Source organism: Pseudomonas sp. F(2018) (assembly GCF_005508865.1).
Classification (GTDB): Bacteria; Pseudomonadota; Gammaproteobacteria; order Pseudomonadales; family Pseudomonadaceae; genus Aquipseudomonas.
In genome coordinates, this window is record NZ_SCOM01000001.1 from 466,743 (window position 1) to 482,290 (window position 15,548).

Annotated in this window: 15 protein-coding genes; 5 read left to right on the top strand and 10 right to left on the bottom strand. The window is 68.3% G+C overall.

Features of this window, described 5'->3' with window-relative positions; genetic code table 11:
* Position 1: 1 nt before the first annotated feature.
* On the bottom strand, positions 2–1,009 hold the full coding sequence (gene yejK / locus FFS62_RS02175) for a nucleoid-associated protein YejK (protein WP_137971167.1): 1,008 nt from the start codon (positions 1,007–1,009) through the stop codon (positions 2–4).
* Positions 1,010–1,280: 271 nt separating this feature from the next.
* On the opposite strand from yejK, the gene FFS62_RS02180 reads away from it, so the two are divergent.
* On the top strand, positions 1,281–2,885 hold the full coding sequence (locus FFS62_RS02180) for a M28 family metallopeptidase (protein WP_137971168.1): 1,605 nt from the start codon (positions 1,281–1,283) through the stop codon (positions 2,883–2,885).
* Between the two features lie 52 nt (positions 2,886–2,937).
* Here the strand turns inward: FFS62_RS02180 and FFS62_RS02185 are convergent, their stop codons facing one another.
* Both FFS62_RS02185 and yjeH read right to left on the bottom strand, forming a co-directional pair.
* On the bottom strand, positions 2,938–4,269 hold the full coding sequence (locus FFS62_RS02185) for a TAXI family TRAP transporter solute-binding subunit (protein ID WP_137971169.1): 1,332 nt from the start codon (positions 4,267–4,269) through the stop codon (positions 2,938–2,940).
* Between the two features lie 60 nt (positions 4,270–4,329).
* Positions 4,330–5,595: an L-methionine/branched-chain amino acid transporter gene (gene yjeH / locus FFS62_RS02190; RefSeq protein WP_137971170.1), complete on the bottom strand. Its 1,266-nt coding sequence runs from the start codon at positions 5,593–5,595 to the stop codon at positions 4,330–4,332.
* Positions 5,596–5,718: 123 nt separating this feature from the next.
* Here yjeH and FFS62_RS02195 point away from each other — a divergent pair, with 123 nt between their 5' ends.
* Positions 5,719–6,138, top strand: coding sequence for an Lrp/AsnC family transcriptional regulator (locus FFS62_RS02195; RefSeq protein WP_137971171.1), 420 nt, complete (start codon positions 5,719–5,721; stop codon positions 6,136–6,138).
* Positions 6,139–6,154: 16 nt separating this feature from the next.
* Here the strand turns inward: FFS62_RS02195 and FFS62_RS02200 are convergent, their stop codons facing one another.
* From FFS62_RS02200 to FFS62_RS02215, 4 genes are read right to left on the bottom strand one after another with little or no spacing between them, the layout of a single operon-like run.
* The gene (locus FFS62_RS02200) at positions 6,155–6,952 is read right to left on the bottom strand and encodes an ABC transporter substrate-binding protein (protein WP_137971172.1); all 798 of its coding nucleotides are present in this window, start codon (positions 6,950–6,952) and stop codon (positions 6,155–6,157) included.
* A gap of 43 nt (positions 6,953–6,995) precedes the next feature.
* Entirely contained in the window at positions 6,996–7,988 is a 993-nt protein-coding gene (rlmF, locus tag FFS62_RS02205; RefSeq protein ID WP_256662101.1) for a 23S rRNA (adenine(1618)-N(6))-methyltransferase RlmF, read from the bottom strand.
* Positions 7,989–8,031: 43 nt separating this feature from the next.
* Positions 8,032–8,253, bottom strand: a complete 222-nt coding sequence (locus FFS62_RS02210; RefSeq protein ID WP_137971174.1) for a TIGR02450 family Trp-rich protein — start codon at positions 8,251–8,253, stop codon at positions 8,032–8,034.
* A complete protein-coding gene (locus FFS62_RS02215) occupies positions 8,250–9,236 on the bottom strand; it encodes an NAD(P)/FAD-dependent oxidoreductase (RefSeq protein ID WP_137971175.1) in 987 nt (328 codons plus the stop codon). Before FFS62_RS02215 ends, FFS62_RS02210 begins: the two co-directional genes overlap by 4 nt.
* 219 nt (positions 9,237–9,455) lie before the next feature.
* Between FFS62_RS02215 and FFS62_RS02220 the strand changes: the two genes are divergently transcribed.
* Complete coding sequence (locus tag FFS62_RS02220; RefSeq protein WP_137971176.1) at positions 9,456–10,361, top strand: TIGR01777 family oxidoreductase; 906 nt, start codon at positions 9,456–9,458, stop codon at positions 10,359–10,361.
* Complete coding sequence (gene hemH, locus FFS62_RS02225) at positions 10,358–11,380, top strand: ferrochelatase (protein WP_137971177.1); 1,023 nt, start codon at positions 10,358–10,360, stop codon at positions 11,378–11,380. Before FFS62_RS02220 ends, hemH begins: the two co-directional genes overlap by 4 nt.
* 116 nt (positions 11,381–11,496) lie before the next feature.
* Here the strand turns inward: hemH and FFS62_RS02230 are convergent, their stop codons facing one another.
* Positions 11,497–12,267, bottom strand: a complete 771-nt coding sequence (locus tag FFS62_RS02230) for an alpha/beta hydrolase (RefSeq protein ID WP_137971178.1) — start codon at positions 12,265–12,267, stop codon at positions 11,497–11,499.
* Between the two features lie 107 nt (positions 12,268–12,374).
* On the opposite strand from FFS62_RS02230, the gene FFS62_RS02235 reads away from it, so the two are divergent.
* A complete protein-coding gene (locus FFS62_RS02235; protein ID WP_137971179.1) occupies positions 12,375–13,802 on the top strand; it encodes an HD domain-containing phosphohydrolase in 1,428 nt (475 codons plus the stop codon).
* A gap of 59 nt (positions 13,803–13,861) precedes the next feature.
* Here FFS62_RS02235 and FFS62_RS02240 read toward each other — a convergent pair whose 3' ends face one another.
* Both FFS62_RS02240 and FFS62_RS02245 read right to left on the bottom strand, forming a co-directional pair.
* Entirely contained in the window at positions 13,862–15,046 is a 1,185-nt protein-coding gene (locus tag FFS62_RS02240; protein ID WP_137971180.1) for an acetyl-CoA C-acyltransferase, read from the bottom strand.
* 28 nt (positions 15,047–15,074) lie between these two features.
* Positions 15,075–15,509 (bottom strand): thioesterase family protein, encoded by a 435-nt coding sequence (locus tag FFS62_RS02245; RefSeq protein WP_137971181.1) that lies wholly within the window; start codon positions 15,507–15,509, stop codon positions 15,075–15,077.
* Positions 15,510–15,548: the final 39 nt, after the last annotated feature.

Here is a 15,548-nt window from a genome sequence, read left to right on the forward strand (position 1 = left end):
GTCAGTCCTTGCGACGTTTGAGTTGATCCTTCAGCTGCGTCGGCACCTGGCGAATGATCAGCATGTCGCGCGCCTCGTCGTACTCGATCTTCGAGCCCAGCAGGTGCGCCTCGAAGCTGATCGACAGGCCCTCGGCGCGGCCGGTGAAGCGGCGGAACTGGTTGAGGGTGCGCTTGTCCGCCGGGAATTCCGGGGCCATGCCGTAATCCTTGTTGCGGATATGTTCGAAGAAGGCGCGCGGGCGGTCCTCGTCGATGAGGCCGGAGAGCTCGTCGAGGGTGATCGGCTCGCCGATCTTGGCCTGGCTGGTGGCGTAGTCGACCAGCGTCTCGGTCTTGGCGCGGGCCTGTTCCTCGGCCATGTCCTCGCTCTCGACGAAGTCGCTGAAGGCCTTGAGCAGGGTGCGCGTCTCGCTCGGCGCATCCACGCCTTCCTGGCAGCCGATGAAGTCGCGGAAGTAGTCCGAGACCTTCTTGCCGTTCTTGCCCTTGATAAACGAGATGTACTGCTTGGAGTTGGCGTTGTTGCGCCACTCGGAGATGTTGATGCGCGCCGCCAGGTGCAGCTGGCTGAGGTCCAGGTGCTTGGCCGGTGCCACGTCCAGCGCCTCGGTCACCGTCACGCCTTCGCTGTGGTGCAGCAGGGCGATGGCCAGGTAGTCGGTCATGCCCTGCTGGTAGTGCGCCAGCAGCACGTGGCCGCCGGTGGACAGGTTGGATTCCTCCATCAGCTTCTGCAGCTGCTCCACGGCCTGGCGGCTGAAGGCGGTGAAGTCCTGCTCGCCATCCAGGTAGGCCTTCAGCCAGCCGCTGAACGGGTAGGCGCCGGATTCCTCGTGGAACAGGCCCCAGGCCTTGCCCTGCTTGGCGTTGTAGCTCTCGTTGAGATCGGCCAGCAGATTCTCCATGGCCTGCGACGCGGCGAGCTCCGAGTCGCGGGCGTGCAGCACGGCCGGAGAGCCGTCGGGCTTCTTGTCGATCAGGTGGACGATGCAGTGGCGGATCGGCATGGGTATCGGTCTTCGGTGGTTCGGAACAGGGCGAGGAGTCTACCCGACAACGGCCCGTGGCGGGTCTCTGCCCGGTCGGGTGATGGCTTAGTGCCGCTATCTTCGGTGATCCACCGCAATATTTCGGATAAAAGTCGCTACCCGCTTCGCTTCTTCAGAAATGTGCGTCTACTGTTTTTTCGTCCACACGACGCAGTAAAGGGACGGCCCGCGGCGGCGCCACAAGCGCCGCCGCATCCATTTGCTCCAAACACGGATTGGAGAAAGACCCATGCATTACAAAAAAAAGCTGCTGTTTGCTTCTCTTCTGGCCTCCGCGGCCGCCCCGGCGCTCGCCGCCGGACCTCAGGACCTCTCGCAAGTCTTCGAAAAACTCTGGAGCCCGACTCGCCTCGGCCCGCTGGAGTGCCGCAGCGGCCTGCTCAATAGCTCGCCGCTGTTGCTGCCGCGCTGCATGCAGGCGGAGAACACCAACCAGCATCTGCAGATGCTGTACGACGTGGCCCAGGCCAACGGTGGCAACCGTGCCGCCGGCCTGCCGGGTTACGACGGCTCGCTGAACTACGTGAAGGAAACCCTGGAGCGCGCCGGTTACCGGGTCACTCTGCAGTCCTTCCCGTTCAGCGCCTTCTACCCGCAAGGCCCTGGCACGCTGCAGGCCGTGGCGCCGAGCCCGGAGACCTTCGAGTGGGAGGTGGACTTCACCTACCTGTCGCAGACCGATGCCGGTGACATCACCAGCAGCGTGGTGCCGGTGGATATCGCCCTCGGCGCCGGCAACACCTCCAGCAGTGGCTGCGAGGAAGCCGATTTCACCGGCTTCCCGGCCGGCTCCATCGCCCTGCTGCAACGCGGCAGCTGCAACTTCCAGATCAAGGCCGAGAACGCCGCCAATGCCGGCGCGGTCGGCGTGGTGGTGTTCAACCAGGGCGACACCGAGGACCGCAAGGGTCTGATCAACGCCACCCTGGGCGACGCCTATGCCGGTGGCATTCCGGTGCTGTTCACCACCTATGACGTGGGTGTGGGCCTGGCACAGACGGCCGACCTGCAGCTTCGCATGGTCACCGACGTGGTGCGCGAGCGCACCCAGACCCAGAACCTGGTGGCCGAATCCAAGCATGGCAACCCGAACAACGTGGTGATGGCCGGCGCGCACCTGGACTCGGTATTCGAGGGTGCGGGCATCAACGACAACGGTTCGGGCAGCGCCGCGCTGCTGGAGCTGGCCGTGCAGCTGCGCAAGGTGCGGCCGACCAACAAGCTGCGCTTCGCCTGGTGGGGCGCCGAGGAGTCGGGGCTGGTGGGTTCGACCTACTACGTGACCCAGCTGCCGCCGGAGGAGAAGGCGAAGATCAAGGCCTATCTGAACTTCGACATGATCGCTTCGCCGAACTTCGGCTACTTCATCTATGACGGCGACGGTTCCGCCTTCGGCCTGGAAGGCCCACCCGGTTCCGCGGCCATCGAGAAGCTGTTCGAGGAGTACTACAAGCTGCGTGGCCTGCCGTTCGAGGGTGACGAGATCACCTTCCGCTCCGACTACGCGCAGTTCTTCACCGACGGCATCGCCTTTGGCGGCCTGTTCACCGGCGCCGAGGAGCTGAAGACCGAGGAGCAGGCCGCGCGTTACGGCGGCACTGCCGGCGTCGCCCTCGATCCGTGCTACCACGCGGCCTGCGACAACCTGGGCAACATCGACATGCGTGCGCTGGAGATCAACGGCGACGCCATGGCGTTCGTCACCAGCTGGCTGTCGCATTCCACCAAGGCGATCGATGACGAGATCGAGGCCGGCAAGGCAGCGGGCCCGAGCCTGAAGCGCGCCGCCCAGGCCTACGACATCACCCACTGGGGCAAGCACTGGATCAAGTGATCCGCGCTTGCTGACGAGAGCCCCGCCACGGTTCGCCGTGGCGGGGCTTTTTTCATGGCACCGGCACAGGCGCCTGGCGCCGCTGCACCGCGTGCAGGCGCTCGATCATGTAGCGCAGGTGCATGTGCAGTTCGTACAGCTCGCTGGAGTAGGACAGCGGCACCTCGACCCGCGCCAGCTCGTCCTCCAGCTTTTCCAGGCGCGCGATCTCGGCGCCGATATCGCCGTTGAGGCTGCCCTTGTACAGCTGCTGGTCGATCTCGCGCAGGTGCTTGTACCAGCGGTAGATGCGAGCGCGGATGCGCCACTGGTAGATCGGGCCGATGGCCTTGAACAGCGGGAACAGCAGCACCAGCAGCGGGATGGCCAGGATGATGTAGCGGTCGGCCAGCGAGGCGATGCGGAACGGCAGGTAGCGCTGCAGGATCGGCAGGCCCTTGTCGTAGTAATAGTCGGCCTCGCTCAGAGTCTGCAGCGACAGCGGCGGGCGCACCGGGTAGCTGCCGGCCGGGTCGAGCAGGCTGCCGTTCTTCAGCACGGTCTTGGCCGCCTCCAGAATCAGCGGGGTCAGCGACGGATGGAAGCTCTCGCCGGCCACCAGAGTGGCCACCGGGCCAAGGGTGACGATGTCGCGCTCCGGGGTGTTGCGCGCCATGTCCAGCATGCCTTCGCCCACTTCCAGGCGGCTCAGGTAGGGCAGACGCGCCAGGTAGGCCTCGGTGCGGCGCAGGCTGACCAGGCGCAGCTTGGGTTCGGCGGCCAGGCGCTGGATCAGCGGGTTCTCCGCCGGGCCGACGAAGAACGCGGCGTCCAGTTCACCCTTCACCAGCGCATCGGCGGCGCGGCTGCCGCCCAAGGGCTGCCACTGTTTGGGATAGGCGCCCGGCTCGATGCGGTTGGCGGCGAACAGGGCGGCGGTCACCGCCTGGGTGCCGCTGTCTTCCGAGCCGATGGCCAGGCGCAGCTTCATCAGGTCGGCCAGGCGCTCGAACTTCACCTTGCGTGTGGTGAACAGCCACAGCGGCTCGCGGTACATCACGCCGAGGCCGGCCAGCTTGCCGCGTGCCTCGTCGTCCAGGGTCAGTTCCTGGCCGCTCTGGATCAGGGCCAGCTCCACGGAGCCGTCACCCAGCTTGGCCAGGTTGTCGCGCGAGCCCTGGCTCTGCACCAGCTCCAGCTCGAAGCCCTGCTGCTCCAGCTCGGCTCGCAGGCGTTCGGCGAAGGCGTGGTAGCCGCCGCCCACGGCGCCAGTGGCCATGCGTGCATGCATGGGTGGCGGCGGTGCAACGAAGTAGAACAGCGCGCCCACCAGGCCGGCCAGTACCGGCACTATCCACAGGTTGGCGAGGATGAGGATTTTCAGGTCGCGGAGAATGCGGCGCATGGTCGGTCCTTGTGGCTATCCCTGGCAGAGGATAGCCGGCCCGGGCCGCGTACTCACCGTTCAGCCGCGCGAGGCGAGAACTGCGCCGCGTCGATCGTGCCAGTAGCCCACCGCTGCCAGCAGCACCAGCAGGCCGAGGGCATACAGCGCCTCCACGCCCAGGGCCACCAGCACCAGACAGCAGAGCAGCGTGCTGAAACCTGCGATCCAGCGCCAGAGGCCGCGCAGCAGCACCCAGCCGGCAGCCATGCTGAGCAGGTAGACGACGATGAAGTTGCCGTTGGCGTAGCGGATCAGGTCGTCCACCGACAGCTGCATCACGGCGGCCAGGGTGGCGCACAGGCAGCAGATCAGCACCACCACCAGCAGGGCGCGGGCCGGTACGCCGTGGCGGTTGAGCGGGGCAAGCGAGGAGGGCAGCTTGCCTTCGTCGGCCAGGCTCCAGATCAGCCGGGCGAAGCCCTGCACATAGACGTTCATCGAGGCGAAGCAGGCCAGGTAACCCACCGCCGCCACCAGCCAGCGCGCCTCATCGCCGAGCAACATGTGCATCAGCCGCGGCAGCGAGGCGGCGTCGCTGTGCACGTCGCCGTACACGCCGAAGCTCAGCACCGCCACCGAGAAGCCCCAGTACACCAGGCCGGCCAGCAGCACGCCGAGCAGCAGGGCCAGGGGGAAGTCGCGTTGCGGATGCTTGAACTCCTCGCCCAGGTGGGTGAAGGCCTCGATGCCGACGAAGCACCAGAACATCACGCCCAGGGCGGCGGGAATCAGCTGCCAGGAGTCGTCGATCGTCGGCAGCAGCGGCTGGCTGGCCAGCGGCAGGTCGCCGACCCACCAGACCAGGCCAACGGTGCCGAGGATCGCCAGGGCGATCAGCCCCTGCACCAGGCCGCTGGCCCGGGCCGGGCGCTGGCCGAGCAGGAGCATGGCTCCGAGGGTGACGAACTGGATCAGCAGCGCCTCGCCTCTGCCGATCGGCAGCACGGCCTGCCAGAAACCGGTGGCGATGTTCAGCGCGGCGGGCAGGCCGACCGGCAGCACGGCGAGGAACAGGAAGGCGATCAGCCTTTCCATGCGCGCGCCGAAGGCGCGGCCGATCAGGTGCGGCGCGCCGCCGGCGTGGGGGAAGCGCTTGCCCAGTTGGGCGAAGGTGAACGCCACCGGCAGCACCAGGGCGATCAGGATCAGCCAGGCCCAGAGCGAGGCGCTGCCGGCGGCGGTGGCGGCCAGCGCCGGCACCACGAAGATGCCGGTGCCCAGCAGCGAGGTACTGAGCAGCGCGATGCCCTGCAGCAGGCCCAGTTCCTTGTTCAGCCGGCTCATGATGTATGCTCGCTCCTTCCTTTCGATCCCGCCATGTTAAGCGCGCCGCCTCGGGCAGGTCGCCGCCGTTCACCGGCAAACTGGCGGAATCCACCGTCAAACTGCCTGCTGCCGAGAACCACCGTGGACAAGTTCGATCGCCAGATCATCGCCCTGCTGCGCCAGGATGCGCGTACCTCCGTCAGCCAGATCGCCCGCGAAATCAGCCTGTCGCGTTCGGCGGTCGGCGAGCGCATCCGCCAGCTGGAGCAGAGCGGGGTGATCCGCGGCTACCACGCCCGGGTGGCGGAGGCCGGCGCTGGCGGGGTGAAGGCCTTCCTCGAACTGTTCTACAAGGACGGCCGCTGCCAGGACTACGTCGAGCGCATGCGCGCCTACCCGGAGATCCGCCAGTGCTGCGGCATCAGCGGCGAGACCGACATGCTGGTGCAGGTCGAGGCGGCGAGCATGGCGCGCCTGGCCGAGATTCGCGGGGTGATCGAGAGCTTCCCCGGCATGCAGCGGGTGAAGACGCATATGGTGGTCAACGAGTGGGCGATGTAGGGCGCGAGGCGGTGGCCTATTCGGCCGATGCCTGGGTCGCCTCCTCCTCGGTGAGCATGTACTTGCCCGCCTGCAGGTCCTGGAAGTAGCGGTCGTAGCGGCCGCTGTCGCGGAACACCTGCAGGCGCTGGTTGAAGCGCAGCAGCAGGTCCTCGCTGTCTTCCAGGTTCCTGGGCAGCATCAGGTAGCTGCGGTTGATCAGCAGCGGCCTGGGGTGGTGGGTGACCCGGGCGCGTTCGGCCGGGGTGAAGTGACGGCTCAGTGCGGCGTAGCCGACGTTGATCTCCTGGGGGTAGAGCACCACCCGTTCCTTGAGCAGTTTCTCGAAGTTCTGCTGGTCGCTGGAGACCCGCTCCATGTGCACCTTGCCCTTGGCCAGGAAGGCGTCGAAGTCGGGGCCGTAGCTGTATTCCAGGCCGCCGCCCAGGGTCATGCCGGCCAGGTCGTCGAAACCCTGCCAGTCGAAGGGCTGCGACTTGAGGTGGAAGAACACGAAGCGTTCGTCCAGCAGCGGCGCGCTGAACAGGAAGTCCGCCTCGCGCTCGCCCTTGTGCATCCACACGCCGGTGGCGTCGAACTTGCCGGCGGCGGCCGCCGAGTGGGCGCGCGGCCAGGGCAGGAAGCGGAAGCTGACCTTGTAGCCTTCCTCGGCGAACAGGTCGCTGATGATGTGGGCGATCACGCCGCTGTGGCGCAATTCCTGGGACAGGTAGGGCGGCCAGTCGCCAACGCTGATCTGCAGCTCGCGCGGTTCCGCCTGGCTGGCCAGGCACCAGGACAGGCAGCAGATCGTCAGCAGGGTTTTCCAGCGCATGGGGACTCCCGGGCTCCCGGAGGCTGTTACCCCGACAGCATAGTCAGTTCGCGCCGGCGGCGATGCTACCGTTCAGCCAGGCGCGCCGCGCCGCGACCTCGTGGAAGGTCCAGGCGACGAAGCGGCTCTGCTTGTTGCCCTGGGCCATGTCCAGCTGGCGCACCTCCAGCGCGCCGGCCTTCTTCAGCGCCGCTTCCAGGCCGGGCAGGTTGCTGGCCTTGGACACCAGGCTGCTGAACCACAGCACCTGGCCGGCCACCGCCGCGCTCTCGCCCGCCATGCGCCGCAGGAAGGCCGCCTCGCCCCCTTCGCACCACAGCTCGTTGCTCTGCCCGCCGAAGTTCAGCACCGGCAGCTTGCGCTTGGGGTCGAGCTTGCCGAGGTTCTTCCACTTGCGCGTGCTGCCGCTCACCGCCTCGGCGGCGGAGGCGTGGAAGGGCGGGTTGCACAGGGTCAGGGTGAAGCGCTCGTCGCTGGCCAGCAGGCCCTGGAAGATGTGCTGCGGTTCGCTCTGCTGGCGCAGCTCGATGGCCTCGGCCAGGCCGTTGGCCTGCACGATCACGCGGGCGGCGGCCAGGGCCACCGGGTCGATGTCGGAGCCGAGGAAGCGCCAGCCGTAGTCGCTGTGGCCGAGCAGCGGGTAGATGCAGTTGGCCCCGGTGCCGATGTCCAGTGCGCGAACCGCCTTGCCGCGCGGAATGGCGCCATCGTTGCTCTCGGCCAGCAGGTCGGCCAGGCCGTGCAGGTAGTCGGCGCGGCCGGGAATCGGTGGGCACAGGTAGCCCGGTGGAATGTCCCAGTGGGCGATGCCGTACAGCTGGCGCATCAGCGCGCGGTTGAACACCTTCACCGCCTCGGGATCGGCGAAGTCGATGCTCTGCTTGCCGTAGGGGTTGAGGATGACGAAGCGGCCCAGCTCCGGGCTGGCCTCGATCAGCTTGGGAAAGTCGTAGCGACCCTGGTGACGGTTGCGCGGGTGCAACTGGCCTTTGACGACGGCTTTGGGTTGGCGGGGCGGCTGAGCTTTCTGGCGCATGACGGGCGGTTCGGCGGGCGGGGCGCGCATTGTCCCACAGCCGCTACTTCCAGCCCATCTGCCAGCGCTGCGGGTCCTGCAGCCGGCGCCAGTCGAGGCGCTCGCTGCGGCCGGTGAGCACGGCCTGCAGGTCCACCGCCAGCAGCCTGCCGTCGTCATCGTGATGCAGCTCCGTCACCAGGAAGTGGCGCTCACGGTTCTGCGGGGCACGCGCCGTCCACTTCGACAGCAGCAGCTTGCGCGGGTTGATTCGCGTCGGCGTCACTGGCGATGCTCCAGCAGGCGCCGAGCCACCTCCTGGCCGCTGAGCCAGGCGCCTTCCACCCGGCCGGACAGGCACCAGTCGCCGCAGGCATACAGGCCCAGGTCGGCGTCGGCCAGGGCGCCCCACTCGTGGGCGCTGGCCGGGCGCGCGTAGAGCCAGCGATGGGCCAGGGAGACGGCGGGGGCGGGCAGGGCGCAGCCGATCAGCTCGGCGAAGGCGCCGTGCAGCTGCTCGATCACAGCCTCCTTGGGCAGGTCCAGGTGCTGCTTGCTCCAGGTGCTGGTGGCGTGCAGTACCCAGGTGTCGACGCTGCCGTCGCGGCCCGGCTTGCTGCGGCTGCGAGCCAGCCAGTCCAGCGCGCCGCCCTGCACGAAGCAGGCCTCGACGCGTGTCTCCAGCGACGTGGCGAAGCCCAGGGCCACGGCCCAGGTTGGCTCCATGATGACGCTGGCGGCGGCGCCGGCCAGTTTGGGCGCGGCGGCCAGCAGGTTGGTGGCCTGTGGCGCCGGGGTGGCGATGATCACGCTGCTGTAGGGGCCGTGGCTATTGCCGTCGGCGTCCTGCAGGCTCCAGTGCTGTTCGCCGCGGAACACCTCGGTGATGCGGCAGGCGAAGTGCACCGGCAGGGCGCCGAGCAGGGCGCGGCTGATGGCACTCATGCGCGGTGTGCCGACCCAGCGCACCTGCTCGTCCGGCGAGGGCAACAGGCCGTTCTCGTTGTAGTGGTAGAGCTGTGGGTCCCACTCGGCGACCCAGCCGCGGGACTGCCACTGCTGGACCACTTCGACGAAACGGCGGTCGCGGGCGGTAAAGTACTGGGCGCCGAGGTCCAGCGAGCCGACGTCGCTGCGCTTGCTGGCCATGCGTCCGCCGCTGCCGCGGCTCTTGTCGAACAGCTCGACCTCCAGCCCTGCCGCATGCAGGGCCTGGGCGGCGGAGAGGCCCGCCAGGCCGGTACCGATAATTGCGATGGGTGCGTTCATTGTGAGCCTCGTTTCCTAGCCGGTCGCTTCTCGGAGCGATGTTACTGCCGGCTACATGTTGGACACGGGTGAACAAACATTGGTTGTACCCGTCTCACGCCATCCGCTGCGTGAGCCTGCTGAAACTGGGACGGCGGCCTCGGTGAAAAAAGGCACGTTGCGCCGTCATGATTCAGACTAGGGCGTGACAGGTGGTTAACGCCATGCGAGGAGGATGCCATGCACATATTGCTGACCGGCGGTACAGGTCTGATCGGACGTGCCCTGTGTCGCCAGTGGTTGCAGCAGGGACACCAGCTGACCGTGTGGAGCCGCACGCCGGATCGGGTCGCCGCCCTGTGCGGCGCTGCCGTGCGGGGCATCGGCCGGCTGCAGGATTACGGCGACGGCCCGCTGGATGCGGTGATCAACCTGGCCGGCGCGCCCATCGCCGACCGGCCCTGGACCCACAGGCGCAAGGCGCTGCTGTGGGCCAGCCGCGTCACGCTGACCGAGCAGCTGCTGGCCTGGCTGGAGAGCCGCGAGCACAAGCCACGGCTGCTGATCTCCGGCTCCGCCGTGGGCTGGTATGGCGACGGTGGCGAGCGCGAGCTGCACGAGGACAGCCCGCCGGTGGTCGAGAACTTCGCCGCGCAGCTGTGTGGCGCCTGGGAGGAGACGGCGCAGCGCGCCGAGGAGCAGGGCATTCGCGTGGTGCTGCTGCGCACCGGGCTGGTCCTGGCCGGCGACGGTGGTTTCCTCAAGCGCATGCTGCCGCCGTTCCGCCTGGGCCTGGGCGGGCCGATCGGCAATGGCCGGCAGTGGATGCCGTGGATCCATCTGCAGGATCAAATCGGCCTGATCGATTTTCTCTTGCAGCGGGAAGACGCCCGCGGTCCCTATAATGCCTGCGCGCCGCAGCCGGCCAGGAACAAGGCCTTCGCCCGCGCCCTCGGCCGTGCCCTGGGTCGCCCGGCGATACTGCCGCTGCCCGGGCCGCTGCTCCGGCTCGGCCTGGGCGAGATGTCCGGGCTGCTGCTCGGCGGGCAGAAGGCGCTGCCCCAGCGCGCCCTGGCCGCCGGCTACGAATTCCGTTTCACCGATCTCGACTCGGCCCTGGCCGACCTGTTCAAGGACACCGCATGACCGATCATGCCCTGCTGTTGATCAACCTGGGTTCGCCGGCCTCCACCTCGGTGGCTGATGTACGTCGCTACCTCAACCAATTCCTCATGGACCCCTACGTGGTCGACCTGCCCTGGCCGCTGCGCCGGCTGCTGGTGTCGCTGATCCTGATCAAGCGCCCGGAGCAATCGGCCCACGCCTACTCGTCGATCTGGTGGGAGGGCGGCTCGCCGCTGATCGTGCTCAGTCGCCGTCTGCAGCAGGCCATGCAGCCGCACTGGCCGCACGGCCCGGTGGAACTGGCCATGCGCTACGGCGAGCCGTCCATCGAGACGGTGCTCAACCGCCTGGTGGCCCAGGGGGTGCGCAAGGTGACCCTGGCGCCGCTTTACCCGCAGTTCGCCGACAGCACCACCACCACGGCGCTGGAGGAAGTGCGCCGGGTGGTGCGCGAGCAGAACCTGACGCTGCAGTTCGCCGAGCTGCCGCCGTTCTACGCCGAGCCGGAATACCTCGACGCCCTGGTGGCCAGCGCCAGGCCGCACCTGGAGCAGGACTTCGATCACCTGCTGCTGAGCTTCCATGGCCTGCCCGAGCGCCACCTGCACAAGCTCGATCCGAGCGGCCACTGCCTCAAGGGCGCCGACTGCTGCCGTACCGCTTCGCCCCAGGTGCTCGCCCACTGCTATCGCGCCCAGTGCCTGCGCAGCGCCGAGCTGTTCGCCGAGCGCGCCGGTCTGCCGGCGGGCAAGTGGTCGGTGTCGTTCCAGTCGCGCCTGGGCCGCGCCAAGTGGATCGAGCCCTACACCGAGACGCGTCTGGACGAACTGGCCAAGGCCGGGGTGAAGAAGCTGCTGGTGATGTGCCCGGCCTTCGTCGCCGACTGCATCGAGACCCTAGAGGAGATCGGGGATCGCGGCCGCGAACAGTTCCAGGAGGCCGGTGGCGAACAGCTGGTGCTGGTGCCGTGTCTGAACGATCACCCGCAGTGGGTGGAGGCGTTGAAGGTGCTGTGCGAGAGGGCGCCGGAAGGGCTGTGAACGAGACGGGGCTGCGGCCCCGTTTTTCGTCTGAGGCCGCTGCTTTGGTAGTCGGATTGGGCAACGAACCGCAGGCGGGACGCGCCATGGTGGCGCGCCCCGGTCCGCTTGCCGCACTAGCGACCCTCGTGGGTCTTGTGCACCGCCTCGATGATGACCTTGGCCACTTCCGCCGGGCGCGACTGCTGCGGCACGTGGCTGGCCTTCAACTCTGTGGTGCGGGCACCGATCTTCTTGGCGAAGGCGCGTTGCAGGTCGGGCTGGATCATGCGGTCCTCGTTGGCGACGACGAACCAGCTCGGCTTGGTCTTCCAGGCCGCCACGCTGGTCCTGTCCTCGAAGGCCGCGGCGCGGATCGGGCCCTGGGTCGCGAGCATGACGCTGGTCTGCTCGGCCGGCAGGTCCTGGGCGAAGTCGTTGGCCATGCCCTTGGGCGTCAGGTAGAGGAAGCCGTTCTTGTCCGGCACGATCTCGCTCACACCGGACGGCGCGGGGTAATCTTTGCCCAGTTCCTGGGTGGCCTGGCCCGCATCGGGGGCGAAGGCGGCCACATACACCAGGCTGCGCACCTTCTGATCGGCGCCGGCCTGGCTGATCACCGTGCCGCCCCAGGAGTGACCGACCAGCACCACGTCGCCTTCCTGGTTGTTCAGTACGCGTTGGGTGGCAGCCACGTCGTCGGTCAGGGAGGTCAACGGGTTCTGCACCACGGTGACCTTGATGCCTTCGGACTGCAGCAGCGGCACTACCTTTGCCCAGTCGGAGCCGTCGGCGAAGGCGCCGTGGACGATCACGACCGAGGGTTCCTGGGTGGCCGCCTGGCTGCCCATGGCGAACAGCGATGCACTCATGGCGAAGGCGAGGGCGAGAGTCTTGGGTTTGAACATGGTGGAGTCTCCTGTGTGGGTTGATGCGCAGTGTCGGGGAGCCTCCGGCATCCGGGTATCGGTCGTTTATCCGAGGCCGGCTTGCTGGGCAGGGGTGGAGAAGCGGCATGGCGAGTGATGGCATCGAGTTGCAGGCGGCGGTCCTCGCCCTGTCCATGGTCGGCGACCTCAGCATGGGCCAGCCGCTCGGCCAGTCGCGGCGCAGCGCGCGCCTGGCGCGGTTGCTCGCCCAGGCCTGCCACGGCGCTGGCGAGCACGCAGAGGTCGCCCGCCAGGTGTCCCTGCTGCGCTGGTCGGGCTGCACCGCCAATGCCGAGGGTTTCGCCCGCCTGCTCGGCGACGACGTGGGCGGGCGCAACGCCATGCTCAGCCAGACGCTGGACGGCGCCGGCCGGCGCGCCATGCGCCGCACCACGCCGTTGGCGGTGGTGCATTGCGAGGTGGCCGGCGAGGTCGCCCATACCCTGGGCCTGGGCGCGGCGGTCGAGCAGGGCCTGCGTAACGTGTTCGAGCAGTTCGACGGCCAGGGCAGACCCTTCGGCCTGCGCCACCCCGAGGTGCCGGAGGTGGTGTACCAGGTGATGCTGGCGGGCGATCTGGAGATCCTCGCGCGCGTGCACGGGTTGGAAGCCGCGCTGGCGTGGATCGCCGCCCAGGCCGACCGGCGCTACCCGGCGGCGCTGGCCGCGGAGCTGGCGCAGCATGCCGCGGACTGGCTGGCGATCGCCGATGCGCCCGAGGAGGAACTCGACGCGAGCGGGGCGCAGGTGCCGCTGACCCTGGTGGCGGACGTGATCGACCTGAAGCTGCCCTGGCTGGCCGGCTACTCGCGGCGCGCCGCCGAGCTGGTGCGCCAGGCCGGCCGGCTATGGAGCCTAGACGAAGCCGTGGTCGAGCAGGCGGCCCAGGCCGCGCTGATCCATGGCATCGGCCGCGCGGCGGTGCCCAACCGTATCTGGAACGCCCCGGGTGCACCGCTTGCCGGGGACTTCGAGCAGATTCGCCTGGTGCCCTACTGGACGGCTCGCGCCTGCAGCCGCATCCCCGCCCTGGCGGCGCCCGGAAGGCTTGCCTCCAGCGCCTACGAGCGACTGGACGGCAGCGGCTATTTCCGTGAGCTGGGCGGCGAGGCGCTGCCATCCGCGCAGCGTCTGCTGGCGGCGGCGCTCGCCTGGCAGGCGCTGGGCAGCGAGCGGCCCTGGCGGCCAGCCTTCGATGCGAGCGAGGCGCAGCGCGTGCTGCTCGACGAGGCTGGAGGTGGGCGTTTCGATCCGCAGGCCTGTCAGGCGGTGATCGCGGCGGCGCGTGGCGACGGTGCCCTGGCGCCATGCCGGAGCGGCAACGGCCTGCTGAGCGAACGCGAGACGCAGATCCTCAGGTGCATCAGCCTCGGCGGCAGCAACAAGGAGGTGGCCCGCCAGCTCGGCATCAGCCCGAGCACCGTGCGCACCCATGTCGAGAGCGTGTTCCGCAAGCTGCAGTGCACCACCCGCGCGGCGGCGACGCTGAAGGCGTTCACCCTCGGGCTGATCTGAGGCCGGCAAAAAAAACGGAGGCCGTAGCCTCCGTTTTCAACCCGCCAGCGAACAGGCGCTTACAGCACCTCGAACAGCCCGGCAGCGCCCATGCCGCCGCCGACGCACATGGTGATCACCACGTACTTCACGCCGCGACGCTTACCTTCCAGCAGGGCGTGGCCGACCATGCGCGCGCCGCTCATGCCGTAGGGGTGGCCGATGGAGATGGCGCCGCCGTTGACGTTGAGCTTGGCCGGGTCGATGCCGAGCTTCTGCGCGCTGTACAGCACTTGGCAGGCGAAGGCTTCGTTGAGCTCCCACAGGCCAATGTCGTCGACGGTGAGGCCGTGCTGCTTGAGCAGCTTGGGTACGGCGAACACCGGGCCGATGCCCATCTCTTCCGGGGCCAGGCCGGCCACGGCGATACCGCGGTACAGGCCCAGCGGCTGGATGCCGCGCTGGGCGGCCAGGGCGCCGCTCATCAGCACGCTGGCGCTGGCGCCGTCGGACAGCTGGCTGGCGTTGCCGGCGGTGATGCAGCCACCTTCAATGACCGGCTTGAGCTTGGTCAGGTCATCCAGCACGGTCTGCGGGCGGTTGCCCTCGTCCAGGCTCAGGGTGACGTCTTCGAAGCTGATCGCGCCGGTTTCCTTGTCGACCAGCTTCTTGCGCGCGGTGACCGGGACGATCTCGTCGGCGAACAGGCCGGCGGCCTGGGCGGCGGCGGTGCGCTGCTGGGACAGGAAGCCGTATTCGTCCTGGGCTTCGCGGCTGATGCCGTAGCGCTTGGCCACCAGCTCGGCGGTCTGCAGCATCGGCATGTAGGCGTGCTCGGCCATCTTCACCACGGCCGGGTCGTAGTCGGTGGCGGTCCACTTCATGTGGGTGTTCTGCACCAGGCTGATCTGCTCCTGGCCGGCGCCGACGGTGACGGCCATGCCGTCGACCATGATCTGCTTGGCGGCGATGGAGATGGCCATCAGGCCGGAGGCGCACTGGCGGTCGATGGTCTGGCCACTGACCGACAGCGGCAGGCCGGCGGCCAGCAGCGACAGGCGGCCGAGGTTGGTGGAGGCGGTGCCGCCCTGCATGGCGGTACCCATCACCACGTCCTCGATCTCGGCGGCCTCGATGCCGGCGCGCTCGACGGCGGCGCGCAGGGCAACGGCGGCCATGGACGGCGACTTGAGGTCGTTGAAGGCGCCGCGGAAGGCCTTGGCGATCGGCGTGCGGGCGGTGGAGACGATGACGGCGTCTTGCATGGCGGAATCCTCTGTTGTGGTCTTCGTATCAGTCGCGCAGCAGGCGGGCGAGCGCCTGGCGCAGGGTTTCTGGAATCGGCACCGGCCGGTTGCTGGCGCGGTCGACGAACACATGGACGAAGCGCCCGGCGGCGCAGGCCTCGTCTTCGCCGGCCTTGAAGATGGCCAGCTCGTACTGCACCGAGCTGTTGCCCAGCTTGCCGACCCGCAGGCCGACCTCGATGCGCTCGGGGAAGGCGATGGAGGCGAAGTAGTCGCACGACGAGCTGACCACGAAGCCGATCACCTCGCCCTCGTGGATATCCAGGCCGCCGACCTCGATCAGGTAGGTGTTCACCGCGCTGTCGAAGAAGCCGTAATAGACGACGTTGTTGACGTGACCGTAGACGTCGTTGTCGTGCCAGCGGGTGGTAATCGGCTGGAAGTGGGCGTAGTCGCCGCGCAGGTGCTGCGGTGGGTTCATGCTCGGTCCTCGTGCTTGCGTACCACCCTAAGGCCTGGG

Coding starts and splice junctions, on each gene's coding strand:
- FFS62_RS02240 (WP_137971180.1), bottom strand. CDS start 15,046: ATGCAAGACGCCGTCATCGTCTCCACCGCCCGCACGCCGATCGCCAAG.
- FFS62_RS02230 (WP_137971178.1), bottom strand. CDS start 12,267: ATGTTCAAACCCAAGACTCTCGCCCTCGCCTTCGCCATGAGTGCATCG.
- rlmF (WP_256662101.1), bottom strand. CDS start 7,988: ATGCGCCAGAAAGCTCAGCCGCCCCGCCAACCCAAAGCCGTCGTCAAA.
- FFS62_RS02200 (WP_137971172.1), bottom strand. CDS start 6,952: ATGCGCTGGAAAACCCTGCTGACGATCTGCTGCCTGTCCTGGTGCCTG.
- FFS62_RS02220 (WP_137971176.1), top strand. CDS start 9,456: ATGCACATATTGCTGACCGGCGGTACAGGTCTGATCGGACGTGCCCTG.
- FFS62_RS02185 (WP_137971169.1), bottom strand. CDS start 4,269: ATGCGCCGCATTCTCCGCGACCTGAAAATCCTCATCCTCGCCAACCTG.
- FFS62_RS02215 (WP_137971175.1), bottom strand. CDS start 9,236: ATGAACGCACCCATCGCAATTATCGGTACCGGCCTGGCGGGCCTCTCC.
- FFS62_RS02235 (WP_137971179.1), top strand. CDS start 12,375: ATGGCGAGTGATGGCATCGAGTTGCAGGCGGCGGTCCTCGCCCTGTCC.
- yejK (WP_137971167.1), bottom strand. CDS start 1,009: ATGCCGATCCGCCACTGCATCGTCCACCTGATCGACAAGAAGCCCGAC.
- FFS62_RS02180 (WP_137971168.1), top strand. CDS start 1,281: ATGCATTACAAAAAAAAGCTGCTGTTTGCTTCTCTTCTGGCCTCCGCG.
- hemH (WP_137971177.1), top strand. CDS start 10,358: ATGACCGATCATGCCCTGCTGTTGATCAACCTGGGTTCGCCGGCCTCC.
- yjeH (WP_137971170.1), bottom strand. CDS start 5,595: ATGAGCCGGCTGAACAAGGAACTGGGCCTGCTGCAGGGCATCGCGCTG.
- FFS62_RS02245 (WP_137971181.1), bottom strand. CDS start 15,509: ATGAACCCACCGCAGCACCTGCGCGGCGACTACGCCCACTTCCAGCCG.